The 24249-nt window shown below is 70.1% G+C and carries 15 protein-coding genes, 1 other RNA gene and 1 pseudogene; 6 read left to right on the top strand and 11 right to left on the bottom strand.

Annotated elements, in window-relative coordinates:
• Positions 1-383 (bottom strand): annotated as a pseudogene (locus VGD32_RS04875) (DNA polymerase III subunit gamma/tau); the annotation flags it as partial.
• Positions 384-516: 133 nt separating this feature from the next.
• Between VGD32_RS04875 and VGD32_RS04880 the strand changes: the two are divergent.
• Positions 517-1122: a hypothetical protein gene (locus VGD32_RS04880; protein WP_331030780.1), complete on the top strand. Its 606-nt coding sequence runs from the start codon at positions 517-519 to the stop codon at positions 1120-1122.
• Positions 1123-1150: 28 nt separating this feature from the next.
• Here VGD32_RS04880 and ffs read toward each other — a convergent pair.
• Positions 1151-1244: signal recognition particle sRNA small type (gene ffs, locus VGD32_RS04885), an RNA gene on the bottom strand.
• A 57-nt stretch (positions 1245-1301) separates the two neighbouring features.
• Between ffs and nudC the strand changes: the two genes are divergently transcribed.
• A complete protein-coding gene (gene nudC, locus VGD32_RS04890; RefSeq protein WP_331030781.1) occupies positions 1302-2231 on the top strand; it encodes an NAD(+) diphosphatase in 930 nt (309 codons plus the stop codon).
• A gap of 65 nt (positions 2232-2296) precedes the next feature.
• Here nudC and VGD32_RS04895 read toward each other — a convergent pair whose 3' ends face one another.
• Positions 2297-3037, bottom strand: a complete 741-nt coding sequence (locus VGD32_RS04895; protein WP_331030782.1) for a 3-deoxy-manno-octulosonate cytidylyltransferase — start codon at positions 3035-3037, stop codon at positions 2297-2299.
• A 180-nt stretch (positions 3038-3217) separates the two neighbouring features.
• Here VGD32_RS04895 and VGD32_RS04900 point away from each other — a divergent pair, with 180 nt between their 5' ends.
• Positions 3218-3934 (top strand): cytochrome c family protein, encoded by a 717-nt coding sequence (locus VGD32_RS04900; RefSeq protein ID WP_331030783.1) that lies wholly within the window; start codon positions 3218-3220, stop codon positions 3932-3934.
• Positions 3935-3999: 65 nt separating this feature from the next.
• Here VGD32_RS04900 and VGD32_RS04905 read toward each other — a convergent pair whose 3' ends face one another.
• A complete protein-coding gene (locus VGD32_RS04905; RefSeq protein ID WP_331030784.1) occupies positions 4000-5253 on the bottom strand; it encodes an ammonium transporter in 1254 nt (417 codons plus the stop codon).
• A 315-nt stretch (positions 5254-5568) separates the two neighbouring features.
• Between VGD32_RS04905 and VGD32_RS04910 the strand changes: the two genes are divergently transcribed.
• Positions 5569-8391 (top strand): pitrilysin family protein, encoded by a 2823-nt coding sequence (locus tag VGD32_RS04910; protein ID WP_331030785.1) that lies wholly within the window; start codon positions 5569-5571, stop codon positions 8389-8391.
• Positions 8392-8448: 57 nt separating this feature from the next.
• Here the strand turns inward: VGD32_RS04910 and VGD32_RS04915 are convergent, their stop codons facing one another.
• From VGD32_RS04915 to VGD32_RS04935, 5 genes are all read right to left on the bottom strand, one after another.
• Positions 8449-9468, bottom strand: coding sequence for an NAD-dependent epimerase/dehydratase family protein (locus VGD32_RS04915; RefSeq protein ID WP_331030786.1), 1020 nt, complete (start codon positions 9466-9468; stop codon positions 8449-8451).
• A gap of 38 nt (positions 9469-9506) precedes the next feature.
• Positions 9507-11948, bottom strand: a complete 2442-nt coding sequence (locus VGD32_RS04920) for a glucan 1,4-alpha-glucosidase (protein ID WP_331030787.1) — start codon at positions 11946-11948, stop codon at positions 9507-9509.
• Between the two features lie 8 nt (positions 11949-11956).
• Positions 11957-12910, bottom strand: coding sequence for an alpha/beta hydrolase (locus VGD32_RS04925; RefSeq protein WP_331030788.1), 954 nt, complete (start codon positions 12908-12910; stop codon positions 11957-11959).
• Positions 12907-14361 carry an MFS transporter gene (locus VGD32_RS04930; RefSeq protein ID WP_331030821.1) on the bottom strand — a complete coding sequence of 485 codons (1455 nt, stop codon included), beginning with the start codon at positions 14359-14361 and terminating at the stop codon, positions 12907-12909. The genes VGD32_RS04925 and VGD32_RS04930 overlap by 4 nt, the downstream gene beginning before the upstream one ends.
• 74 nt (positions 14362-14435) lie before the next feature.
• Positions 14436-16514, bottom strand: coding sequence for a glycoside hydrolase family 97 protein (locus tag VGD32_RS04935; RefSeq protein ID WP_331030789.1), 2079 nt, complete (start codon positions 16512-16514; stop codon positions 14436-14438).
• Between the two features lie 74 nt (positions 16515-16588).
• Here VGD32_RS04935 and VGD32_RS04940 point away from each other — a divergent pair, with 74 nt between their 5' ends.
• Positions 16589-17635: a LacI family DNA-binding transcriptional regulator gene (locus VGD32_RS04940; protein ID WP_331030822.1), complete on the top strand. Its 1047-nt coding sequence runs from the start codon at positions 16589-16591 to the stop codon at positions 17633-17635.
• 2 nt (positions 17636-17637) lie between these two features.
• On the opposite strand, the gene VGD32_RS04945 is transcribed toward VGD32_RS04940, so the two are convergent.
• Both VGD32_RS04945 and VGD32_RS04950 read right to left on the bottom strand, forming a co-directional pair.
• A complete protein-coding gene (locus tag VGD32_RS04945) occupies positions 17638-19269 on the bottom strand; it encodes an alpha-glucosidase family protein (protein WP_331030790.1) in 1632 nt (543 codons plus the stop codon).
• A 2-nt stretch (positions 19270-19271) separates the two neighbouring features.
• A complete protein-coding gene (locus VGD32_RS04950) occupies positions 19272-21092 on the bottom strand; it encodes an alpha-amylase family glycosyl hydrolase (protein WP_414644344.1) in 1821 nt (606 codons plus the stop codon).
• A 291-nt stretch (positions 21093-21383) separates the two neighbouring features.
• On the opposite strand from VGD32_RS04950, the gene VGD32_RS04955 reads away from it, so the two are divergent.
• Positions 21384-24170, top strand: coding sequence for a TonB-dependent receptor (locus VGD32_RS04955; protein WP_331030792.1), 2787 nt, complete (start codon positions 21384-21386; stop codon positions 24168-24170).
• Positions 24171-24249: the final 79 nt, after the last annotated feature.

Raw genomic sequence — 24249 nt, forward strand, 5'->3', positions numbered from 1 at the left:
CCGGTGAGCATGAAGGCGTGGGCGATGCGGCCGGTGGCGAAGGCGTTGGTCAGGGTGCGGACCATGGCCTCCTGGCCGATCAGGTCCTCGAAGGTGCGCGGCCGGTATTTGCGGGCCAGGACGGTGTAGGCCTCGCCGTCGGAGCCGGTCCCGGGGGCGTCCGCAGCGGGGCCGTCGTCGGCGGCGGGCGTCTTCTTCGGGGCCTTGGGGGCGGGCGTTTCGGCCACGGGCGCGGGTTCGGGCGCGGAGGCCGCCTCCGCCTCGCGCATGCCGGCCGGCTCAGGGGCGCCGAACATGTCGTCGGTGTTGGGATCGCGCTCCTCGACGTCAGGCGCGTCCTCCTCCCACGGAGGCCCTTCGAGACTCGGTTCCACGTCGCTCATGGACCCGTCTTAGCGCGAGAGGGCGCGCCCGCGCACCCCCTGCCGCGAGACGGCGGTGGATCACTCCGTTGCAGCGGATGCGGGGACCTGTCAGGGTTGCATGACGCCCCCGGAGGGCGCGGGGGAGTTGCTCATGTCTCGACTGACCTTGGCCGGCGCGGCCTGCGCCGCGTGGCTCGCGGCTTCGCCGGTGGCGGCCGAGCCGTTCCAGAACTTCATCGACATGTGCCTCGACACCGATGCGGACCGGCAGGCGGCCATCGCCGTGGCCAAGGCGGCGGGATGGCATCCGATGACGCCGGACGTGCTGGACATGGACCCGGCGGAACTGCAGGAGCCCACCCTGCATCTGAGCGTCGATCCGGCCCAGATGAGCGACAAGGGTCCGCCGGCCGACGTCGAAATGCTGGTCACCGGCTGGGCCGGCCAGGAGTGGGATATCGGCGTTGACGGGGTCCGGATGGACGCCTGCGCGATCGGCACTCCCTTCGGCGACGCAGCGGAGCTGGAGGCGCGGCTGGAACAGCGGCTGGGGGTGCCTTCGGTCGAAATGGACGGCCAGCGCGCCTGGGCCTTCACGCGGGAAGGGGAGCAGTTCCGGTCCCAGGCCGACTTCTTCAAGCTGGAGGACGACGAGGCCCTGCGAATCCTCGCCGGGGGCAAGCTCTATATGGCGGTGGTCCTGCCGGAAGACGATGTGGTGGTGATCATGCTGGCCACCTTCCGCCCCGGCGAGTAGCCGGGCGGCGCCGCTCATCGGACAGGGGAGAGGTGGAGACCGCGACCCGAAGGGGAATTCGTTGTGGCTGCTGCCTTCCGGCCCTGACCAGGTTGGCGAAGCCTTCGCCCGCGATCTCCGCGACGGGATATGACGATTCCGGCTCGCCGATGCAAGCGGCGTCTTGCTAGAGAGCCGTCATGCCTCTCGCCGCCCTGAACACCTTCGCCGGCAATCCGCTCGACCGGGCGGGCGACCGCAGGAACGAACCGGACTGGCTGGCGGAGCAGGGGGCGAACCCCGAGGCGCTGGCGCTGGTGCTGTGGGAGGGCCGGCCGCTGCTGGAGGCGGGGGGCGAGCCGCGGCTGGCCTGGCTGCCGATGGCGCAGGCGCGGGCGGTGGCGCCCGACCGGGAGCTGTTCCTCGGCCTGTGGGGGGGGGCGCCGGTGTTCGCGGTGGAGGTCGAGGGCTCGGTGGATCCGACGGCGGGGCCGCTGGGCGGGGTCGGCCTTTTCCACGAGATGCGCGAGGCGGCGGCGCTGCTGCCGGGGCCGGACGCGGCCATGGCGGGGACGGCCAAGTCGCTGTTCGACTGGCGGAGGCGGCACGGCTTCTGCGCCGCGTGCGGGGTCCAGACCGTCGATGCCTGCGGCGGCTGGAAGCGGGTCTGCCCGGCCTGTTCGACCGAGCATTTCCCGCCGGTGGATCCGGTCACGATCATGCTGGCGGTGTATCGCGGCGGGGACGAACCGAAGTGCCTGCTGGGGCGGCAGGCGAGCTGGCCCGAGGGGCGGATGTCGGCGCTGGCGGGGTTCCTGGAGCCGGGCGAGACCATCGAGGAGGCCTGCGCCCGCGAGATCGAGGAGGAGGCGGGGCTGACGGTGACCGCGGTGCGCTATCACTCCAGCCAGCCGTGGCCGTTCCCGTCGCAGCTGATGATCGGCCTGGTCTGCGAGGTCGATTCGGAGGATGCGGCGCCGGACCAGACCGAGCTGGAGGCGGTGGCCTGGCTGACGCGGGACGAGGCGCGGGCCTGCCTGGCGGGGACCCATCCGGCGATCAAGGCCCCGCCTCGGATCGCCATCGCCCGGACGCTGATGCAGGCGTGGGTGGACGGGTTCGAGGTCTAGGCAGCAGGCGACAGGCATCAGGCGCCAGGGAGGATCGCGGCGCGGCCGGCCGCTTCGGACCCGACCTATCGCGGCCTGTTGCCTGTCGCCTGATGCCTCGCTTCAGCCAAATCGGCCGGACTGTCCACCGACAGAGGCGCCTCGTCGATGACGGCGGCCCAGATCTGGAGGCCCATTTCGAGGGCGCGGAGTTGTTCCAGCTTCTCGCGCTTCTCCAGCGGCGAGGGCGGAGCGGCGCAGAAGCGCTCGAGGGCGGCGCGGCGGTAGCCGTACAGGCCCACGTGGCGCCAGACGGGGCCGTCGCCGTACAGGGTCGAGCGAGTGAAATAGAGGGCGCGGCCGTGGCGGGCGTCCTCGGCCAGGGCGAGCACCGCCTTGACCACGTCCGGGTTGCTCCGGTCCGACGGGTCGGCCTCGGGCGCGACGAGGGTGGCGATGTCGCAGGCCGGCTCGGCCTCGAGCAGGTTGGCGCAGGCGACCGCGAGGCCGGGGTCGGCGAAGGGCATGTCGCCCTGCAGGTTGATCACCGCGTCGTGCCGGCCATCGGGATCGAGGGCGTCGAGGGCGGCGCGGATGCGGTCCGAGCCGGACGGCAGGTCCGGGTCGGTGAGGACGGCGACGCCGCCGGCCGCCCCGACGGCCTCGACGATCTCCGGATCGCCGGCGGCGACCGCGACGGGCAGGCCGGAGGCCGTGGCCTGCCGCCAGGCGCGCACGATCATGGGGACGCCGCCGATATCGGCCAGCGGCTTGCCGGGCAGGCGGGTCGCGGCCATGCGCGCCGGGATCAGAACGAGGGGGTTCACCGTTGTTTTCCTGCCTGCGACGCCCCGACGCCGCCGGGGACGCCCGGGGCCGGTTGCGAAGGTCGCGCTAGCGTGTAAGAGACGCCCACGCAAGAATTCGCCCGACCGCTGCTTGTGGCCGGGCCTCAGGAACGGGATGCGACGACGCGGATGAGCGGCGATCTGAAGTTGAACAAAATCATGGGCGCCGTTCTGGCGACCGCCTTTGTCGTCGTCGGCGTGCAGCAGGTCACGGGCGCGATCTACCACACTGAGGCCCCTGAAAAGATGGGCTATTTCGTCGACGCGCCGGAAGAGGCCGCCGGCGGGGCCGCCGAGGCCGTGCTGCCGCCCGACTGGGGCACGGTGCTGCCGACCGCCGACCTCGGCGCCGGCGAGGCCGCCTTCGCGCGCTGCCAGGCCTGCCACACCGTCACCGCCGGCGGCGCCAACGGCACCGGACCGAACCTGTATGGCGTGCTGGGCCGCCCGGTCGCCGGCCACGCGGGCTTCGCCTATTCCGAGGCCATGGTGGCGCACAAGGCCGCGGCGCCGACCTGGACCTATGACGAGCTGGACCAGTTCCTGACCGCTCCGGGCCGCCACGTGCCCGGCACCAAGATGTCGTTCGCGGGCATCCGCGACACCCAGACCCGCGTCAACCTGATCGCCTGGCTGCGTTCGCAGGGCTCGGGCGGCGTGGCCGTCCCGGCCCCCGATCCGGCCCGTCAGCCGGGCGCCGCGGCCCCGGCCGAAGGCGCGGCCGAAACCCCGGCCCCCGGCGGCGAGGAAGCGGCGGCCCAGGCGGGCGGCGCGGCCGGCGGCGCTCCGGACACCGGTCCGGCGGCCCAGCCGACCACCCAGACGACCCCGGCGGCCCCTTCGGCCGCCACGAGCGGAGACGCCAGCCCGCGCTGAGCCGACCGGCCTGAAAACCTCGACGGGCGCCCGTGACCGCGGGCGCCCGTTTTCGTTTGCGGCGGCTACGGGTGGAGGGTCTCGCCGTGCTGGGCGTAGTCGAGCCCCTCGATCTCGTCTTCCTTCGCGACGCGCAGCCCGGTGGTGAACCGGCAAATCATCAGGACCAGGAAGGTGCCGACGCCGCTCCAGGCCACGACGGCGGCGAGGCCGACGGCCTGTCTGACCAGGCTGGCGTTCGCACCCGCCGGATTGATGGCGGCGGTGGCGAAGACGCCGGTGAGCAGGGCCCCGACGATGCCGCCGACGCCATGCAGGCCGAAGGCGTCGAGGCTGTCGTCGTACTTGAGGGCCCGCTTGAGCCAGACTGCACCGGCGTAGCAGGCCGGACCCGAGAGCAGGCCGATGACGAAGGCGCCCCTGGCGTCGACCAGACCGGCGGCCGGCGTGATCCCGACCAGTCCGGCGACGAGGCCGGACAGCAGGCCGAGCAAGGTCGGGCGTCTGTGGTCGATCCACTCGACGACGGTCCAGCCGATCGCGGCCGCGGCGGCGGCGAGCAGGGTGTTGAAGGCGGCGACGGCGGCGATCCCGTCAGCGGCCCAGGCGGACCCGGCGTTGAAGCCCAGCCATCCGACCAGCAGCAGCCCGGCGCCGATGGCGGTCAGGGCAAGGTTGTGCGGGGCCAAGTTGTCGCGGCCGAAGCCATGGCGGGGACCGATCACCAGGGCCGCGACCAGACCCGCGACCCCGGCGCTAACGTGCACCACGGCGCCCCCGGCGAAGTCCAGAACGCCCAGCGACCCCATCCAGCCGCCGCCCCATACCTGATGGCAGATCGGAACGTAGACCAGCAGGTGCCAGAGGCAGACGAACAGGACGGCAGCCGGGAATTTGACCCGCTCGGCGAAGGCGCCCGCGATCAGGGCCGGGGTTATGACGGCGAAGGTCAGCTGGTAGGCGATCCACAGGAACTCGGGCAGGCCGGGGGCGAGCCTGTGCGCCGTGGCCGGAGTGACGCCGTTCAGGAAGGCCGCCTCAAGCCCGCCGACGACGCTGTCCGCTACGCCGCCGGAGCCGAACGCCAGGCTGTAGCCGACCACGAACCACAGCACGGTGACGATGGCGAAGGCGGCGACGGCCTGGGCGATGGTGGCGATCACGTTCTTGCGCCGGACCATGCCGCCGTAGAACAGGGCCAGCCCCGGCAGGGTCATCAGCAGCACCAGCGCCGTCGAGGTCAGGATCCAGGCGGTCGAGGCCTCGTTCAGGTCGAGCGGCGCCTGATGCGACAGAAGGGCGGCGGGAAGTGGGGTCATGCTCGGCGTCCGGGCTGCGGGGATCACAGGTCTCGGCCCGAACCGCGTTCGACGCCGCGGATACACACAGGAGCCTATTGCAGCGCAGCAGGCAATTCATTTCGTGTGCGGTGCAATAACTTGCTGTGACGCTGCGCCCCTTGGGGCTCCATTGGCGCCGTGCCGCACGATCCCGCCCCAGCCTTTTCGCGCTCGCGAGATGAGCATGGTCCGCATTACAGAACCGCAATGATTCGCCGCCTTGCCAGCAGGGAACGGGTGCGTACCACTGTCATCCGGCGCGGGAGCGCGCCAAGGTCCTCAGGGGGTTATTCCATGCGCACAGCCCGTTTCGCCTTGCTCGGAGGAGTGGCTTCGGCCGTCCTGCTGACCACCGCTGCCCAGGCCCAGAGTCCGGCTGCAGCCGTCGACAGCGCCGCCGCGCCCGCCGCGGCCGCCGTCCAGTCGCGCGAGCAACTCGCCCCGCTGCCGGACGTCGACATACCCTTCACCAAATTCACGCTCGACAACGGCCTGACGGTGATCGTCCACGAGGATCACAAGGCCCCGATCGTGGCGGTGAACATCTGGTACCACGTCGGCTCGAAGAACGAGCCGGAGGGCCGGTCCGGCTTCGCCCACCTGTTCGAGCACCTGATGTTCAACGGGTCGGAGAACTACAACACCGACTTCTTCAAGGGCACCGAGCTGCTGGGCGCCACCGATCAGAACGGCACCACCAACACCGACCGCACCAACTATTTCCAGAACGTCCCGACCACGGCGCTGGATTCGATCCTGTGGCTGGAGAGCGACCGGATGGGCCACCTGCTGGGGGCCATCGACCAGGCGCGCCTCGACGAGCAGCGCGGCGTCGTTCAGAACGAGAAGCGGCAGGGCGAGAACCAGCCGTACGGCCGCGTCTTCAACGCCATCACCGCCGCGACCTGGCCGGACGAGCATCCCTACGGCCACACCGTCATCGGCTCGATGGACGACCTCAACGCGGCCGATCTGGCGACGGTGCAGCAGTGGTTCCGCGACTACTATGGCGCGGCCAATGCGGTGATCGTGCTGGCCGGCGACATCACGCCGGAGCAGGCGCGCGAAAAGGTCCAGCGCTACTTCGGCGACATTCCCTCCGGCCCGCCGGTGACCCAGCCGCGCCGCATGGTGGCGCCGATGGTCGGCGCGCAACGCGAGGTCATGTACGACCGCGTCGGGCAGCCGCGCCTGTACAAGGCGTGGAACATCACCCCGACCGGTGAGGCGGACACCGACTACCTCGCCATGCTGGCGGACGTGCTGTCCTCCGGCCGTTCGTCGCGCCTCTACAAGCGGCTGGTCATCGACGACCAGCTGGCCACCGCCGTCCAGGCCAACGCCGGCGGCCGCGAGATCGCCGGGCAGTTCATCGTCGTCGTCTCGGCGAAAGCGGGTGGCGACCTCGGACGGATCGAGGCCATCGTCGACGAGGAGATGGCCCGCCTGCTGCGCGACGGTCCCACCGCCACCGAACTGGAGCGGGTGCGCACCCAGACCGCAGCGGGCTACATCCGCGGACTGGAGCGGATCGGCGGCTTTGGCGGCAAGTCCGATCGTCTGGCCCAGTCCGAGGTCTTCCTCGGCGATCCCGGCGCCTGGCGCCAAAGCTATCAGCGGGTGGTCGACGCCACGCCGCGCAACCTGACCGACGCCGGACGCCGCTGGCTGACCGACGGCAGCTACAGCCTCGAGGTGCTGCCCTTCCCGGACTATCGGGCCGCGGCCACCGGCGTCGACCGCAGCGCCGGCCTGCCGCCGGCGGGGGCGGCGCCGCAGGCCGAGTTTCCGGCGGTCCAGACCGGGACGCTGTCCAACGGCATGAAGGTGATGCTGGTCGAGCGCGAGAGCGTGCCGACGGTCAGCATGAACCTGATCCTCGACGCGGGCGCCGTGGTCGACCCCAACGACAAGGCCGGCATCGGGCAGCTGGCGCCGCAGGTGATGACCAACGGCACGGACGAGCTGACCGCGCTCGAGATCAGCGACCGGCTGCAGCTGCTGGGCGCCACCCTCGGCGCCGGCTCGGGGACCAATTCGACCAATGTGTCGATGACCGCCCTGACGGCCCGGCTGGACCCGTCGCTGGACCTCTACGCCGACGTGATCCTGAACCCCGCCTTCCGCGAGGAGGATTTCCGGCGGGTGCAGGCGCAGCAGATCGCCGGCATCCAGCAGGCCCGGCGCAACCCCGGGGTCATCGCCCAGACCGTGCTGAGACGTGAACTCTACGGGCCGGACAGCCCCTACGGCCGCCCGACGTCGGGCACCGAAGCCACGGTGGCCTCGATCACGCCCGCCGACGCCGACGCCTGGCACAGCACCTGGTTCCGGCCGGACAACGCCACCCTGGTGGTGGTCGGGGATGTCAGCCTGGCCGAGCTGACGCCGAAGCTGGAGCGGGCCTTCTCGCGCTGGCAGGCGCCGGCCGCCCCGATGCCGGCCAGGCCGGGCCCGGCCGACGCGCCGGACGTGGCCGGACCGCCCCGCATCCTGATCGTCGACCGTGCCGGCCCGCAGTCGACCATCCTCGGCGGCCGCGTGGTCGGGGCTTTCGATCCGGCCACCGAGCCGGCCATCGAGACCATGAACACGGCCCTCGGCGGCGCCTTCACGAGCCGCATCAACATGAATCTGCGGGAGGACAAGGGCTGGTCCTACGGCGCCGGCGGCGGCGTGCCCTACGGCCGCGGCGAGCGGATCTATTCCGTCAGCGCCGGGGTCCAGTCGGACAAGACCGCCGAAAGCCTGGCCGAGCTGCGCCGCGAGCTGACCGAGGTGGTCGGATCGCGTCCGCTGACCGAGGCCGAGATCGCGGCGGCCCGGGCCAATATGGTGCAGGGCATGGCGGGCAACTGGGAGACCAACGCCGCCATCGCCGGCGAGCTTCAGAACATGGTCGTCTGGGGCGTGCCGGAAAATTATTACGACACCTACGCCCAGCGGGTGGCCGCCATGGACGCCCGGCGGGCGACCGAGGCGGCGCGCGAGGTCGTGGGCGAAGGACCGACCACCTGGGTGATCGTCGGCGATCGCGCCTCGATCGAACCGAAGCTCCGGGCGCTCGGCTACGGCGAGGTGCAGGTCGTCGACGTGGACGGAAACCCGGTTCCCTAGGCGGCCGGGCGGGACAGCAGAGGGCGGGGCCGGCGACGGCTCCGCCCTTTCGCTTGTCTAGACGTGGTAGAAGTCCCGGTACCAGTCGACGAAGCGGCGCACGCCGACGTCGATCGGGGTCGACTGGCTGTAGCCCAGCGCCGCCTGGGTCTCGGTGATGTCCGCCTCGGTGCGGGCCACGTCGCCGTCCTGGACCGGCATCATGTTCAGCTCGGCCTTGCGGTCCAGCGCCTCCTCCAGCACCCGGATGTAGCGCATCAGCGGCTCGCGGCGGCCCGCGCCGAGGTTGAGGATGCGCCACGGGGCGACGCCCGAGGTCGAGGGGTCGGGGCGCAGCGCGTCCCACGTCGGGTCGACCTGCGCCGGCGTGTCCAGGGCGGCGACGACGCCGCCGACGATGTCGTCGATGTAGGTGAAGTCGCGCTCCATCTCGCCGTGGCCGTAGACGTCGATGGGGCGGCCTTCGAGGATGGCCCTGGTGAATTTGAACAGGGCCATGTCAGGCCGGCCCCACGGTCCGTAGACGGTGAAGAAGCGCAGGCCGGTCGAGGGGAAGCCGAACAGGTGGGAATAGGAGTGCGCCATCGCCTCGTTGGCGATCTTGGTGGCGGCGTAGACAGTCAGCGGATGGGCCACGCCCTGCTTGACCGAGAAGGGCAGGGCGCCGTTGGCGCCGAAGGCGGAACTGGTGGAGGCGAAGACCAGATGCTCGGCCTGGACCGCCCGGGCGCCTTCGAGAATGGTCAGGAAGCCGACGACGTTGGAGTCGATGTAGCTCTCGGGGTGTTCGAGGCTGTAGCGGACGCCGGCCTGGGCGCCGAGGTGGACGATGCGGCGCGGCGCGTGCCGGGCGAACAGCGCCGCCATGCCCGGACGATCGGCGAGGTCGAGGGTGTGATGGACGTAGCCGGGCTGGGCCAGCAGGCCTTCGAGGCGCGCCTGTTTCAGGGCCGGGTCGTAGTAGCTGTTCAGATTGTCGACGCCGACCACCGTCTCGCCGCGCGCCAGCAGACGCCGGGCGGTGTGGAAGCCGATGAAGCCGGCCGAACCGGTGACGAGGACGGGGCCCTTGCTCATCCGCCCTCGTTACCGTCCGCCGCGCCCGACCGCCAGCGTCAGCGCGCGTAGCGCTCCTCAACCGGCGGATACCGGTCCCAGACGGCGCGGTCGGCGAGGGAGCGGAGCAGCTTGATGTATTCGGCGTGGGTCCAGGCCAGCGGGGTGGCGGAGTTGGTGCCCTCGCCGGGCTGATAGCTATGGGCGGTGGGGTGGCCGACGCCGTCCCAGGCCTGTTCCGGCAGCAGCAGGCCGCCGTTGGCGAAGGACTCCATGCCGCGGACGTAGACGTCGCGGATGGGAGTCAGGTCGGTCTCGCCGCGGGCGAGACGGGCGGAGAGCTCGTAGTGACCGCGCTCGCCGGTGAAGAAGGGCCAGAGCCGGCCGCGCTGGCCGGGGTGCATCTGGCCGCCGACGCCGTAGTTGCCGCCGGTGTCGGTCTGTTCGCCGTAGCCGTCGTTGCCGTAGCGGCGGAAGGCGGGGACGCCGTCGATGTCGTAGCGGACGCGGAAGCGGTCCTCGCGGGTCTGGTCGTCGTATTCGGGCAGGGTGGCCAGGATGGAGGGGGCGTCGGGGGCGCGGACGCCGTAGCGGACCAGTTCGAGGAAGCCGCCGTCGACGATGCGGTCCTCGGCATGGGCGGGCTGGCCGTTGTTCTCGCCGATCGGGGCCTTGTCGTTGGGATCCTCGTTGCGCGTGATGCGGACGAAATAGTCGCCGTCGCCCCATTCGCCGCTGGTGGTGAACATGCGGGCCTCGACCCTGGCCGCATAGTCGTCGGCGGCGGCCTGGTAGCGGACGGCGGAGGCCGGGTCGCCCGAGGCGCGGGCGATCTCGGCGGCCACGGTCAGGCCGGCGATGACCGCGGCGGTGGTCGAGGGGGAATAGCCCTCCTGCTCCTCCCAGCGCTCCTGCTGGGTCCAGGGCGGGGTGATCCGGCGGTCGTTCCACAGCAGGCCGATGGTCCCGCCGTCGACGAGGAAGTCGGCGGCCGGCTTGATCATCCGGCCGTACATGGCGCGCATCTCGGCGTCGGAGACGAGTCCGGCCTTCCACAGCTTCCAGCCGAGCATGATCGGCATGGCGGTCTGGTCGAGCTGGACCCCGACCCATTCGATCTCGCCGTCGACGTGGGTCTTCTGCAGGAACCAGCCGGTGGCGCCGCTGTTGCCGGGCGTCTCCGCATCGACCTGCACCTGCGGCAGATAGCGGAAGGCGGCCAGCGGGGTCTCCTCGTCGCCGAGCGCCAGAAGGGCCATGGCGACCTGGTAGAAGTCGCGCGGCCAGACGGCCTTGTAGCCGGTCGAGGGGTTGGTGGCGTCGACCGTGTCGCCCCACGGATTGGACAGGGAGGCGATCAGGGCGCCGGCGTGGGTGCGGTCCTCCTGCACCTTGAGCATCAGGGCCGAGGCGAAGGCCAGCCTGCCGCCGTCGGTGGGCTGTCCGGCGAGGCGGGGCAGCTGGTCGAGGGAGGCGATGTAGTCCTCCCAGCCGACGCGGTCGCCCTCGCCGTTGAAGCGGCGGAGGACTTCGTCGAGGCCGGTCACGAAGGGTCGGGTCGCCTCGCGCACCGCGCCGGGCTCGCTGTCGCCGAAGCCGATGACGAAGTCCCGCGACAGGGTTTGCCCCGCCCGAAGCTTCGGCAGGCCTCCGGTCAGCATGATGTTTCCGCCTTCGGGGCCGGTGGAGGCGTAGGCGTGGTCCAGCCGACCGTCGGCGAGATCGGTCAGGCCGTCGGAGACGCCGACGAAGCCGACGCTCTGGGCCTCGAAGGCCGTGTTGGCCCACAGGGCAAGGTGAACGTCGCCCTCCGCCGCGTGGAGCACGCTGTAGCTTGTCGAGCCGTCCGGTGTCGGCTGGCTGAGGGGGGCGGTCGAATGCCAGCCGCGATCCCCGACGCCCGTGTTCGCCATGTGCGGTTCAAGCAGGAGGTAGGGGGTGATGTCGCCGCGCAGGGCCCGGATGGACGCGCGCACCACCAGCGCCTGATCGTCAGGACTGACGTAGATGCGCTTCTCGATTTCGTAGCGGCCCTGCTTGTCGGTGGTGATCACGCGATACGCCGGAGACAGCGGACGACCCTCAGCGTCCGTATGCAGATATTCGGTGCGGTGGGTGGTGTCGGTCCCCTCGACGGACAGGCCGGTGGCGGTGACCACGGCGAAGCGCATCTGCTTGATCTGGGCCTCGTGGATCAGGCCGTACATGGTCTCGGTCAGGACGCCGTCGGCGATGGAGAACCAGACGCGGGAGACGTCGCCAGTGGGTCCGCCGTCGCGATAGCGGCCGTCGACATAGGCTTCGTACGACGCGCCGGCGCCGGTCTTGGCGGCGTTGACCCAGGTCGGCGTCTCGCCGGGCGCGCCGGGGGCGATGGCGACGATCTCCGGAGCCGGCGCCGCCGCGGCCGGGTCGTCGGAGGCCGGAATCAGGCCCTGCAGGGTCGAGCAGCCGCCGAGGGCGATCAGGGCGGCTCCGGCGAGGAGGCTGGAAAGGCGCATGGCGGGACTCATCGGGGCAAGGGCGGAAGCAGGAAGGTGAGGGGCACGTCGAGGCGGGCGTTCCAGCTCTTCTCGTTGTGCTCGGCGCCGGGGAAGACCAGCGAGCGGAAGCGGTCGGGGGGCCAGCCGGCGGCGCGCACCGTGGCGTCGATACGGCCCTGGAACTCGGCGTAGAAGGCGTCGAGGGATTCGTCGCCGCGGTCGAAATAGAGGCGGTTGAGCACCGGGTCGGGCAGGCCTTCGCGCACCACCCGGGTCCATGCGTCCGTCAGGCGATCACGCCAGGCGGCGAGCGCCGCCGGGTCGGTCATTTGCTCAATGCGGAGGGGCCAGTGGGTCGAGACGCAGCCTGCGTTTCCGAAGACGTCCGGGCGCTTCATCAGGGCGTAAAGCGAGATCAGCCCGCCCATGCTTGAGCCCATGATGACACGGTCCCGGGGCCTGATCCGGGCCCTGTAGGTCCGCTCGATGAAGGGGGCCAGTTCGTCGGCCAGGAAGCGGACATAGCCGTCGGAAAGGGGGTCGCCCCCATAAATGGCCTGGACGTCGGCGCGCATGTCGTCGGGCAGGGCGCGGATCAGGTCGCCGGGCACATACTCGCGCAGCCGCAGCGGCGTGTTGTGGACGCCGACCACGATCGGCGTGCGGATCTGGCCGTTGGCGGAAAGCCGGGCGATATGTTCGTCGACGCCCCATTCCGAGCCGTAGGCGGCGCGCGACCCGTCGAACAGGTTCTGGCCGTCGTGCATGTAGAGAGTCGGCCAGTAATGGGTCGGGTTCTCGTCGTAGCCGGGCGGCAACCAGACCGTGACGTCGCGCGGCTGGACGTGGGCCGAGGGCATGGCCGGGTGTTCGACGAGGCGGCCCTGCGCCGGGGCGTCGGCGCGGGCCGGAGCGGCGAAGGCGGGCGACAGCGGTAGCGCCGAGAGCCCGGCCAGCAGGGCGCGGCGGTGGAGCCTCATGCCGCCTCCGTCGCGGTTTTCGGAACCAGCAGGCTGGCGCCGGCGGCGATCAGGAAGCTGACGGCGCCGAGCACCAGGGCCCAGATCGGCTGGCCGCCGAAAAAGCCGTTGAGCACGGCCCCGAGGAGGGTGGCGGCGACCAGCTGGGGCACGACGATGAAGATGTTGAAGACCCCCATGTAGACGCCCATTTTCCGGCCCGGCACGGCGTTCGCGAGGATGGCGTAGGGCATCGACACGATCGAGGCCCAGGCGAAGCCGACGCCGATCATCGGCAGCCACAGCCACTGCGGATCACGGATCAGGAAGACGCCGAGAAATCCGGCGGCGCCGAGGGTCAGATTGACGGCGTGGGCGCCGCGTAGCCCCGTGCGGCTCGCCAGCACCGGGATCAGGAAGGCGGCGAGGGCGGCGACGCCGTTGTAGATCCCCATCAGTACCCCGACCCAGTTGGCGCCCTCGCCGTAGCCGGCCGAGGTCGGGTCGGGCGAGGCGTAGTGGACGGCGGTGACCGCGGGGGTGAGGTAGATCCACATAGCGAAGAGGGCGAACCAGCTGAAGAACTGGACGACCGCCAGCCCCTGCATCGTCTTCGGCATGGCGAAGATGTCGCCCATGATCTCGGTCAGGGCGTTGGAGCGCCCGGCCGCCGCCAGCGCCCCGACGGCCATCTGCATCAGGCCAAAGGCGACGAGGAAGCCGGCGAGGACATAGAGCTCCTTCTGCAGGCCGAGCAGGTTGACCGCGCTCACGCCGAGCACGCCGGCCAGCGCCCAGATCAGTCCGCCCGTGTACCAGGCGGTCCGGGAACGGGCCGCGGCGGGCGCGTGGCCGGCGTCGCGCGCGGCTTCGAACGCCTCGATCTGTTCGGGGCTGTATTCGCGGGTGGTGAAGACGGTCCAGAGGACGGCGGCCAGCAGGGCGGCGGCGCCGACGTAGAAGGAGATGCGCACCGCCATCGGCACCACGCCCTCGGGGGCGGTCGAGGCGACGTCGAACCATTCGGTGAGAATCCACGGCAGGCAGGAGGCGAACACCGCCCCGGCGCCGATGAAGAAGCTCTGCATCGCATAGCCGGTGGTGCGCTGCTCCTCCGGCAGGTTGTCGCCGACGAAGGCGCGGAACGGCTCCATGGTGATGTTGATCGAGGCGTCCATGATCCAGAGCATGGAGGCCGCCATCCAGAGCCACGGGCTGTGAGGCATGACCACCAGCGCCAGGGTGGTCAGGATGGCGCCGACGAGGAAATACGGCCGACGCCGCCCCAGCGGACCCCAGGTCCGGTCGCTGAAATGGCCGACGATGGGCTGGACCAGGAGGCCGGTCAGGGGGGCGGCGATCCACAGGATGGCGAGGCTGTCGACCTCGGCGCCCAGGGTCTGGAAGATGCGGCTGGTGTTGGCGTTCTGCAGGCCGAAGCCGATCTGGATGCCGAAGAAGCCGACGCACATATTCCAGATGGCCCAGCCGCTGAGGCGGGGCCGGACCGAGGCGACGGCGTTCACGGCGTCGGGCGTGACGGTGGTCAACGGCGGGTCCTCCCCAGAGGCACGAAGCGGATGGCCTGGCCGCCGCCGGGGGCGAGGCGCAGGTCCAGGGTGTCGGCCGCGGTGACCTCGCGCTGCTCGATGACGATGGCCTCGCGATTGGTCTTCCAGTGGGCGTCGGGCGCGTCGCGGTAGATCTCGGCGCGGTAGCGGCGGCCGGCGTCGAGGAAGGTCAGCGGCTCGGAGAAGACCCGGGGCGACTCGTCGGTGATCGCGCCGAGGAACCATTCGTCGGAGTGGCGGTCCTTGCGCACGATGGTGACATAGTCGCCGACCTCGCCGTTCAGCACGCGCGTCTCGGCCCAGTCGACGGCCACGTCCTTGATGAACTGGAACGGGCCGGGGTTGCGCTCGTAGTTCTCGAGCAGGTCGGCGGCCATCTGGATCGGGCTGTAGATCGTCACATAGAGGGCCAGCTGCTTGGCCCAGGTGGTGGCGATGCCGTCGGGGCTGCGGGTGGTCATGCCGAAGATGCCCGGCGTGTAGTCCATCGGCCCGGCCAGCAGGCGGGTGAAGACCAGATTGACCTCGTGCTCCGGCGGATTGCCGGGCTGGCCCCAGGCGCTGAACTCCGTGCCGCGCGCGCCCTCGCGGCTGATCATGTTCGGATACGTCCGGCGCAGGCCGGTGTCCTTGAACGGCTCGTGGGCGTTGACCGCGACCTGGTATTTCGCCGCCGTCTCGATCACCCGCATGTGGTGGCGGGCCATCTCCTGGCTCTCGTGCCAGGCCAGGTGCGCCTGGCCGTCGGGGCCGGTGACCCGGGCGCCCCCGGCGTCGGCGACATAGCCGGTCTTCACCGAATGCCAGCCGAAGCGCTGCATCTGGGCGAAGGCGGCGTCGAGTTGCTTCTCGTAGTGGAAGCCGTTGCCGCCGGTCTCGTGGTGGCCGATGATCTCGACGCCCTTGCTGCGGGCGTAGGCGGCGATCCGCTCGATGTCATAGTCGGGATAGGGCTGGGTGAAGCTGTAGTTCCAGCCGGTCCCGAACCACTCGCCGTCCCAGCCGACGTTCCAGCCCTCGACCAGCACCCCGCCGAAGCCGTGCTCGGCCGCGAAATCGATGTGCTTGAGGGTGTTTTCGGTGGTCGCGCCGTGCTTGGGACCGGAGTTCCAGCTCTTCAGGTCGAGGTGCATTTCCCACCAGATCCCGACGTATTTCATCGGCTTGAACCAGCTGACGTCGCCGAGCGTGTTGGGCTCGTTGAGGTTCAGAATCACGCTGGATTCGACCAGGTCGCCGGCCCTGTCGGCGATCTGGATGGTGCGCCAGGGCGTCGTGAACGGGGCCTCGCGCACGACGGCGGCGTTGGTCAGGCCGGGGGTCAGCATGGCGGTGAAGCGGCCGCCTTCGGCGCGGCGCAGGTTCATGCCGGAATAGTCGACCAGGGCCGCCTCGTGGATCGACAGGTGCAGACCGTCGTCCAGCTTCATCGTCAGCGGCGTCTGGGCCACGCCGACCGCCGAGATCGGGGTGCGGTTGTAGAGGTATTCCTCGCGGTTCCACTCGAAGGCCGGGATCCACCAGGCCGTGCCCGGCGAGGCGACGGTGAACTCGGTCAGTTCGGCGCCGATGTTGAGCGTCTTCAGATTGGGCTGGTCGGGGAATTCGTAGCGGAAGCCGAGGCCGTCGTCATACAGGCGGAACACCACGTCCATGCGGCGCTCGAGGCCCCATTTCTCGGCCAGGTGGACGCGGAACTCGGTGTAGCGGTTGCCGATGAAGCGGCGCTCGCCCCACGGCTGCTCCCAGGTGTCGTCATGCTGCGTCGGGGCGTCGGCGGCGACGGCGAAATTGCGCTCCAGCTTGGCGGCGTCGGTGAGCAGGAAGCCGAGCCGCGAGGGCGCGATGACCAGCCGGCCGAGCCGGGAGACGCTGTATTCCGGGCGACCCTCGCCGGTGACGCCGACCTCGACCGTGATCACCCCGCCGGGCGATGAGGCGCGGACCTTGCCGTCCGATCCGGCCGGCGCCTGGGCCACGTCCTGCGCCCTGGCGGCGACCGGCAGGGCGGACAGCAGGGCCGTGGTGGAGACGAGGGAACGGCGGGTCAGCATCGGGATACGCTCCGGAGAACAGGGCTTGCCAAGCACGGCGGGCGAGGCGCAGATAACGCAAGGTTTGCAGCAAAATTTGCAGCAGGGCCATCAGCAGGAAACCAGACGTGAGCCGCCGCAACACCCGCCTTGAGGATCTCGCCACGCTGGCGGGGGTCTCGATCTCCACCGCGTCGCGGGCCCTGAACGACAGCCCGGCGGTGAACGCGCGGACCAAGCAGCTGATCTGGAAGCTGGCGCGCGAACACGACTATCCGTTCCGGCGCTACATGCCGGCCGGGCCGATCGGCGCCGACGGCGTCATCGCCCTGGTGACGCCGCGTCCGCAGGGGCGGGAGGGGCGGCTGAGCGACCCCTTCTTCCTCGAACTGCTGGCCGGGGTCGGCGAGGCGGCGCGGGAGCGCGGCTGCGACGTCATCATGAGCCATTTCTCGCCGACCAGTTACGACGACCTGTCGGCGGCGATGAACACGAGCCGCGCCGACGGCGTCATCTTCCTCGGCCAGAGCACCCTGCACCAGAGCCTGAACCGGCTGGCCGAGACCGAGGGCCGGTTCGTGGTCTGGGGCGCGCAGATGCCGGATCAGGCCTATTGCTCGGTCGGCTCCGACAACCTGGCCGGCGGCCGGCGCGCGACCCTGCATCTGGCGCGGCTGGGACGAAAGCGCATCGTCTTTCTCGGCGATCTCGAGCCCCCCGAGGCCATGCAGCGCCACCGCGGCTATCTGGAAGCCTTGGCCAAGTCCGGCATCGAGGTCGATCCCGACCTGATCATGGAGGCCCATGTCGAGGTCGAATCCGCCGAAGCCTCGGTCGACAGCCTGATCCGTCGCGGCGTCAGCTTCGACGGCGTGGTGTGCGCCTCGGACCAGATCGCCCTGGGCGCGGTGCGCGCCCTGCTGCACGCCGGGCTGCGTGTGCCGGAGGACGTCTCGGTGATCGGCTTCGACAATGTGCCGTTCAGCCGCTACGCGCGGCCGGCCCTCAGCACCATCGCCCAGGATACGATGAAGGCCGGGCGGCTGCTGGTGTCCAAGCTGCTCGACAACCCCGGAGACTCCGTCGGCCGGTCGGAGAGAATCCCCACCGACCTGATCGTGCGCGAGAGCTGCGGCGGCTGAGGTCATCCGGTTGCGTCGGCGAGGACCAGACCGGCCATCGGCTGCAGGACGCCGCCGGAGCCCGAATCGAGATTGACGGCCTCGACGACGCGCCACCCGGCCGGCGCCGTCCAGTCCACCGCCCGCTCTCCCAGATTGAACACGCACAACAGACGTTCGCCGGCCAGCGTGCGTTCGAAGGCCAGCAGGCCCGGGGCGCTGTCGACCAGCCGCATGTCGCCGCGGGTCAGGGCCGGGTGCGCCTTGCGCAGGGCGACCAGCCGCCGCGTCAGGTTCAGCATCGATCCGGGATCGTGTTCCTGACGGTCGACGGCGAGCATGAAGTGGCGCGGATCGACGGGCAGCCAGGGTTCGGCGGTCGAGAAGCCGGCGTGGGGCCGGTCGCCGACCCACGGCATCGGCGTGCGGGCGCCGTCGCGGCCGAGCGTCTGCGGCCAGTTGGCGATGGCCTCCGGATCGACCAGACGGTCGAAGGGGACATCGGCCTGCGGCAGGGCTAGCTCCTCGCCCTGGTAGATGAAGACGTTGCCCCGCAGGCACATGAGTAGCAGCATGGCCATGCCGGCGAAGGCGGTCAGGTCGCGGCCGCCCGCCCAGCGCGAGATGGCCCGCGGCGCGTCGTGGTTGGAAAAGGTCCAGGACGGCCAGCCCTGGCCGTCGCGCCCGTGCCAGGCCTCGGCGCCCTCGCGCACCAGCTGGTCGTTCAGGGCCGGGGCGTAGAGGTAGAGGAAGCCGTAGGCGCTGTTCAGGTGGTCCTCGCCGGCCGTGAAGGCCTGCATCTCGCGCTCGGCGTGGTCGCCGCCGACCTCGGCCACGGTGAAGCGGCCGCCGTAGCTGTCGGTCAGGGCCCGGACGCGCTTGAGGAAGTCGGCGATCTGCGGCTGCGACTGGTTGTGGACCTTGTCCTGGAAATCGAACGGCCGGGTGCGCTTGCCGCCGGGAGGGAGGGGCGGATTGTCCCGCAGCAGCGGGTCGTGCATCGAGAAATTGATGGCGTCGAAGCGGAAGCCGTCCACGCCCCGGTCGAGCCAGAAGCGGGCCACGTCCAGCAGGGCGTCCTGCACCGCGGGCAGATGCAGGTTCAGCTGCGGCTGCTCGGGCAGGAAATTGTGCATGTAGTACTGGCCGCGCCGGGCGTCCCAGGTCCAGGCCGGGCCGCCGAACACCGACTGCCAGTTCGAGGGCGGCGTGCCGTCCGGCCTGGCGTCGGCCCAGACGTACCAGTCGGCCTTGGGATTGGTGCGCGACTGGCGGCTCTCGCGGAACCAGGCGTGCTGGTCCGAGGTGTGGGCGAAGACCAGGTCGGTGATGATCCGCAGGCCCAGCCGGTGCGCCTTGTCGATCAGGGCGTCGAAATCGGCCAGGTCGCCGAAGATCGGATCGACGTCGCAATAGTCGGCCACGTCGTAGCCGAAATCCCTCATCGGCGAGGTGAAGAAGGGCGACAGCCAGACCGCGTCGACGCCCAGCGAGGCGATGTGGTCGAGGTGGTCGGTGATCCCCTTCAGGTCGCCGACCCCGTCGCCGTTCGAGTCGGCGAAGCTGCGAGGATAGACCTGATAGACGGCCGCGCCGCGCCACCAGTCGGCGGCGTCGGTCCGGGCAAGCGGGGACTCGAGGATCTGGACGGACAAGCTCAACCTTCGGATACGCAGACAAGATAGCCCAGGGCGGGCACGGAGACGGAAACGGCGCCGGGCGCGGCGGCGCGGGTCGGGCACTGGCCGAGCAGGGCGCGCCAGTCGGACGATCCGGTCTCGACCGGAATGTTGACCTCGCGCGCCTCGGTGGAGGTGTTGAACACCACCAGCGTCTCGCCGTCATCATCGAGGCGGGAAATGGCGAGGACGCCGGGGGTCTGATCGGCGAGGCGGACCGCGACCCGGCCGCGGCGCAGCCGGACATCGGCGGCGCGGACGCGCGTCATCTCCGCGATCCGGCGGTACATGTCGGCCTCGGTGTCGAAGGGGCCGGAGGCGCGCCCGATGCGCCGGTCGTCGGCATAGGCGGGGACCCGGGTCTCGAACATGTCCTGACGCGAGCGGCGATCGTCGCCGTCGCCGGTGAAGCCCTGTTCGTCGCCATAGTAGATCACCGGCACGCCACGGCCGAGCAGGACCAGGGCGTGGGCGAGGGCCGAGCGATCCAGCAGTTCGGCGTCGGAGATGTCGGGCCTGGCGTGCAGGATCAGGTGGCCGATCCGGCCCATGTCGTGATTGCCGGTGAAGGTCGGCAGCCGCCGGGCCGTATCCACGCCGCCGGCGTAGATGGCGTCCTCCATCAGCAGATAACCCCTGGCGTCCGGGTGCTGGACGCCCGTGACCATGTTCTGGACCACCCGCTGATAGGCGAAGTCGAGCACCGCCGGCAGGCCGTCGACGACGGTGTGCATGGCGGCGGTGCCGCTCTGGAAGTCGTAGGTTTCCCCGAAGATGTGGAAGTTGGGGATGCCCCGGGCGCGGGCGCGCTCGAGGATGGCGGGGACGAAGGCCTGCCAGAACTCCGGATTGACGTGCCGCGCCGTATCGATGCGGAAGCCATCGACGCCGTAGTCGTCGATCCAGCCGCCGTAGATGTCGATGAAGCCCTGCACCACGCGCGGGTGCTCGGTGAACAGGTCGTCGAGGCCGGAGAAGTCCCCGTCCATCCGCGCCTCGCTGTACCAGGCGCTGTTGCCGCGGTTGTGATAGAGGCCGACATCATTGAGCCAGGCCGGGACCTTGACCGTCTCCTCGCCCGCAGGAGCGTATGGCGTGTACGCATAGTCCGGTCGGGTCAGGGTCGAGAAGTCGCCCCCCGGCGCGCCGGTGAAGCCCGCGTTGATCGCCTCGCCGTCAAGCCCGCCGCGCCGCTGGTACGGATAATCGCCCTTCCAGCGGTAGCCGCAGTCGTTGGCCGGGCACTCGCGGTAGCGGATGACGTCGGCGGTGTGGTTGATGACGATGTCCAGATAGACCTTGATCCCGCGCGCGTGGGCGGCGTCGACGAGGGCGCGGAAGTCGGCGTTGGTCCCGAAATGCGGATCGATGCGGGTGAAGTCGGTGATCCAGTAGCCGTGGTAGGCGGCGCTCTCGTGGCCCGGAGGCCCCTGCACCGGCTTGTTGACGAACGGCGGCGCGATCCACAGCGCGGTGACGCCGAGGCCCTGCAAATAGTCGAGCCGCTGCGTCAGGCCACGCAGGTCGCCGCCGTGGTAGAAGCCGGGATCGGTCGGGTCGTAGCCGGTCCGCAGCCGGTCGCCTTCGAGCCCGCCCCGGTCGTTGGCGGGATCGCCGTTGGCGAAGCGGTCCGGCAGCAGGAAATAGATCACCTCGTCCTCGGCCGGGCGTTCGCGAACCGCGGCGGCCGGATCCTGAAGGGTGGCGGCCGGCGCCGGCGCGGGGCCGGTCAGGGCGGCGAGGCCGGCGTACAGCGCGGCCGCGCACACGTGATCCAGCCGCCTCCAGCGTCCCACCATCGTCTCCGTCCCTTCGGATCGTCCGCGAACAGCATGGTCCGGCGGATCGGTTTGCAAGATTTTGCAGCGGACGGGGCGCATGTCAACCGGCTCAGGTAACAGGCCAAAATTGCGGCGGTGCAAGGAGAAACCCTTTGTGCAGTGCGAAACGGTCAAGCCTGTCCGTCACATTTCAGCCACGGACTCCCGGTCGTCGAAGAGAGGGCGCTTGCATCCTTTCCATAAGTTTGCATAACTTTGCGGTGACACCGGACGCTTCGACAGAAATGCGACGGCCTTAGGGAGAATGAGATGCGAACCCAAGTCACTCGCCGTGCCCGTCTGCTCGGGGGCGCCGCCCTCGGCGCCGTCGCCACCTTCGCCTTCGCCGGAGCCGCTTCGGCGCAGGACACCTCGCAGGAGGATCCTACCCAGGTCGAGGAGGTGATCGTCACCGGCATCCGCGGCTCGATCGAGAGCTCGATCGCCAGCAAGCGCGAGAACTCCTCGATCGTCGAGGTCGTGACGGCCGAGGACATCGGCAAGCTGCCCGACGTGTCCATCGCCGAATCCCTGGCCCGCCTGCCCGGCCTGACCGCGCAGCGCCTCGACGGACGCGGACAGGTCATTTCGATCCGCGGCCTCGCGCCCGACTTCACCACCGCCCTGCTGAACGGCCGCGAACAGGTCTCCGCCGGTGACAACCGCGGCGTCGAGTTCGACCAGTATCCGTCGGAACTGCTGGGCAGCGTGCTGGTCTACAAGACCCCGGACGCGGCGCTGATCGGCCAGGGCCTGGCCGGCACCGCCGATCTGCGCACCATCCGCCCGCTGGAATACGGCCGTCAGGCCATCGCCCTGAACGCCCGCTACGAGTGGAACGACTACGGCGCGCTGAACTCGGGTACCGAGGACACCGGCCAGCGCTTCAGCGTCAGCTACATCGACCAGTTCCTGGACGACACCCTGGGCGTGGTGCTGGGCTACGCCCACATGTCGACGCCCTACCAGGCCGAGCGCTTCAATGCCTGGGGCTATCCGACCTATTCGGACGGCAACCTGCTGATCGGCGGCGCCAAGCCCTATGTGCAGTCCAGCGAACTGGTCCGCGACGGCTATATCGCCACCGTGGAGTTCCGCCCGAACGACCGCTGGCACTCGACCTTCGACGCCTTCTATTCCGAGTTCGACAACACCCAGATCCTGCGCGGCATCGAGTTCCCCCTGGCCTGGGGCGGCAGCGCCGGGGCCTGCCCCGGACCGGCCGCCACCTGCCGCCCCGCGCCGGCCCTGCGCCCCGGCTACACGGTCGAGGACGGGGTGATCGTCGCCGGCACCTTCGACAATGTGAAGGGCGTGGTCCGCAACGACGGCAACCGCCGCACGGCCGAACTGACCTCTGTGGGCTGGAACAACGAGTTCCAGCTGAACGACGACTGGATGGCCTCGTTCGACATCAGCTATTCGAAGGCCGACCGCACCGACGTGGTGCTCGAGACCAACGCCGGCACCGGCCGCAACATCGACGGCGCGCTGGACACCCTCAGCTTCGTGACGACGCCGGAAGGCACGACCTTCACCAGCACCCTCGACTATTCGGACCCCAGCCTGATCCTGCTGACCAGTTCGCAGGGCTGGGGCGGCGGCGTCTTCCCCGCCGGCATCCCGGGCGGCCAGGACGGCTTCATCAACAGCCCGTCCATCGTGGATGAGCTGCAGTCGATCCGCGGCGAGGTCGGCCGCGACTACGACGAAGGTCCGTTCAGCCATTTCGAGTTCGGTTTCAACGTCACGAGCCGCGACAAGGAGCTGACGCTCGAGCGCTACTATCTGGTGCTCGCCGCCAACGCCGCCGACCCGCTGCACAACACCAGCGTGCCGGTGCCGAGCCAGTTCCTGCTGGAGCCGACGCAGCTCAGCTACCTCGGCCTCGGCGGGATGATCAGCTACGATCCGTTCGCCCTGGTGGAGAGCGGCATCTACGACCTGGTGGCGCCGCAGGACGATAACCTGCTGGCGTTCGGCTGGGCCGTCTCCGAAGAGGTCTTCACCGGCTACTGGAAGGCCGACATCGAGTCCGAGATGTTCGGCATGCCGCTGACCGGCAACATGGGCTTCCAGGTCGTCCACACCGACCAGAGCTCCGACGGCACGGCGGCCTCGGGCAACCCGGCCACGCCGGTGCCGGTCTCGGGCGGCGACGACTACAGCTACATCCTGCCCAGCGCCAACCTGGCCTTCGAGGTCCGCGACGACCTGTTCGTTCGCTTCGGCATCGCCCGCGAACTGGCCCGTCCGCGGATGGACCAGATGCGCGCCTCGATCAACATCGACTACAACGCGGGCCTCGCCGCCAGCACCGACGTCAACCAGTCGCCGTGGGGCGGCAGCGGCGGCAATCCCGAGCTGCGTCCGTGGATCGCCAATGCGCTCGACCTGTCGATCGAGAAGTATTTCGGACGGCGCGGCTACGTCTCGCTGGCGGGCTTCTACAAGGACCTGCAGAGCTACATCTACGACCAGCAGCAGCTGACGGACTTCACCGGCTATCCGATCACCGGGCCCCAGCCCGTCCTGCGCCAGGGCTTCATCTCGACGCCGCAGAACGGCGAGGGCGGGGTCATCCAGGGCGTCGAGTTCGCCGTGTCGGTGCCGTTCGACCTGTTCTGGGAGCCGCTGGAAGGCTTCGGCGTCAACTTCAGCGCCTCGTGGACCGACAGCGACATCACCCCGAACCCCGGCAACCCGTCGCAGCCGCTGCCCGGCCTGTCCGAGAAGGTCAGCAACCTGACGGTCTATTACGAGCGTGACGGCTTCCAGGCCCGGATCAGCAACCGCTACCGCTCCGAGTTCCTCGGCGAGCTGTCCGGCGTCGGCACCGACCGCATCCAGCGGATGGTCGACGCGGAATCCGTGGTCGACGCCCAGATCGGCTACGAGTTCCAGTCCGGTCCGCTGGAGGGTCTCTCGGCCCTGTTCCAGGTCAACAACCTGACCGACGAGCAGTTCAAGACGTTCGAGAACAACGATCCGCGCCGCGTGATCGACTTCCAGCAGTATGGCCGGACCTATCTGGTCGGGATCAACTACCGCTACTGATCGGCCCAACCGATCAGCAAGACTGGGCCGTCGCCGGGAAGCCGGGACGGCCCTTTTTGCGTCCGGCGTCAGCTGGAGC

The sequence above is a fragment of the Brevundimonas sp. genome (genome assembly GCF_036402095.1).
Classification (GTDB): Bacteria; Pseudomonadota; Alphaproteobacteria; order Caulobacterales; family Caulobacteraceae; genus Brevundimonas.

Coding starts and splice junctions, on each gene's coding strand:
- VGD32_RS04950 (WP_414644344.1), bottom strand. CDS start 21,092: ATGGTGGGACGCTGGAGGCGGCTGGATCACGTGTGCGCGGCCGCGCTG.
- VGD32_RS04935 (WP_331030789.1), bottom strand. CDS start 16,514: ATGCTGACCCGCCGTTCCCTCGTCTCCACCACGGCCCTGCTGTCCGCC.
- VGD32_RS04920 (WP_331030787.1), bottom strand. CDS start 11,948: ATGCGCCTTTCCAGCCTCCTCGCCGGAGCCGCCCTGATCGCCCTCGGC.
- VGD32_RS04925 (WP_331030788.1), bottom strand. CDS start 12,910: ATGAGGCTCCACCGCCGCGCCCTGCTGGCCGGGCTCTCGGCGCTACCG.
- VGD32_RS04900 (WP_331030783.1), top strand. CDS start 3,218: ATGGGCGCCGTTCTGGCGACCGCCTTTGTCGTCGTCGGCGTGCAGCAG.
- VGD32_RS04880 (WP_331030780.1), top strand. CDS start 517: ATGTCTCGACTGACCTTGGCCGGCGCGGCCTGCGCCGCGTGGCTCGCG.
- VGD32_RS04905 (WP_331030784.1), bottom strand. CDS start 5,253: ATGACCCCACTTCCCGCCGCCCTTCTGTCGCATCAGGCGCCGCTCGAC.
- VGD32_RS04910 (WP_331030785.1), top strand. CDS start 5,569: ATGCGCACAGCCCGTTTCGCCTTGCTCGGAGGAGTGGCTTCGGCCGTC.
- VGD32_RS04955 (WP_331030792.1), top strand. CDS start 21,384: ATGCGAACCCAAGTCACTCGCCGTGCCCGTCTGCTCGGGGGCGCCGCC.
- VGD32_RS04930 (WP_331030821.1), bottom strand. CDS start 14,361: ATGTGCGTCGGCTTCTTCGGCATCCAGATCGGCTTCGGCCTGCAGAAC.
- VGD32_RS04915 (WP_331030786.1), bottom strand. CDS start 9,468: ATGAGCAAGGGCCCCGTCCTCGTCACCGGTTCGGCCGGCTTCATCGGC.
- nudC (WP_331030781.1), top strand. CDS start 1,302: ATGCCTCTCGCCGCCCTGAACACCTTCGCCGGCAATCCGCTCGACCGG.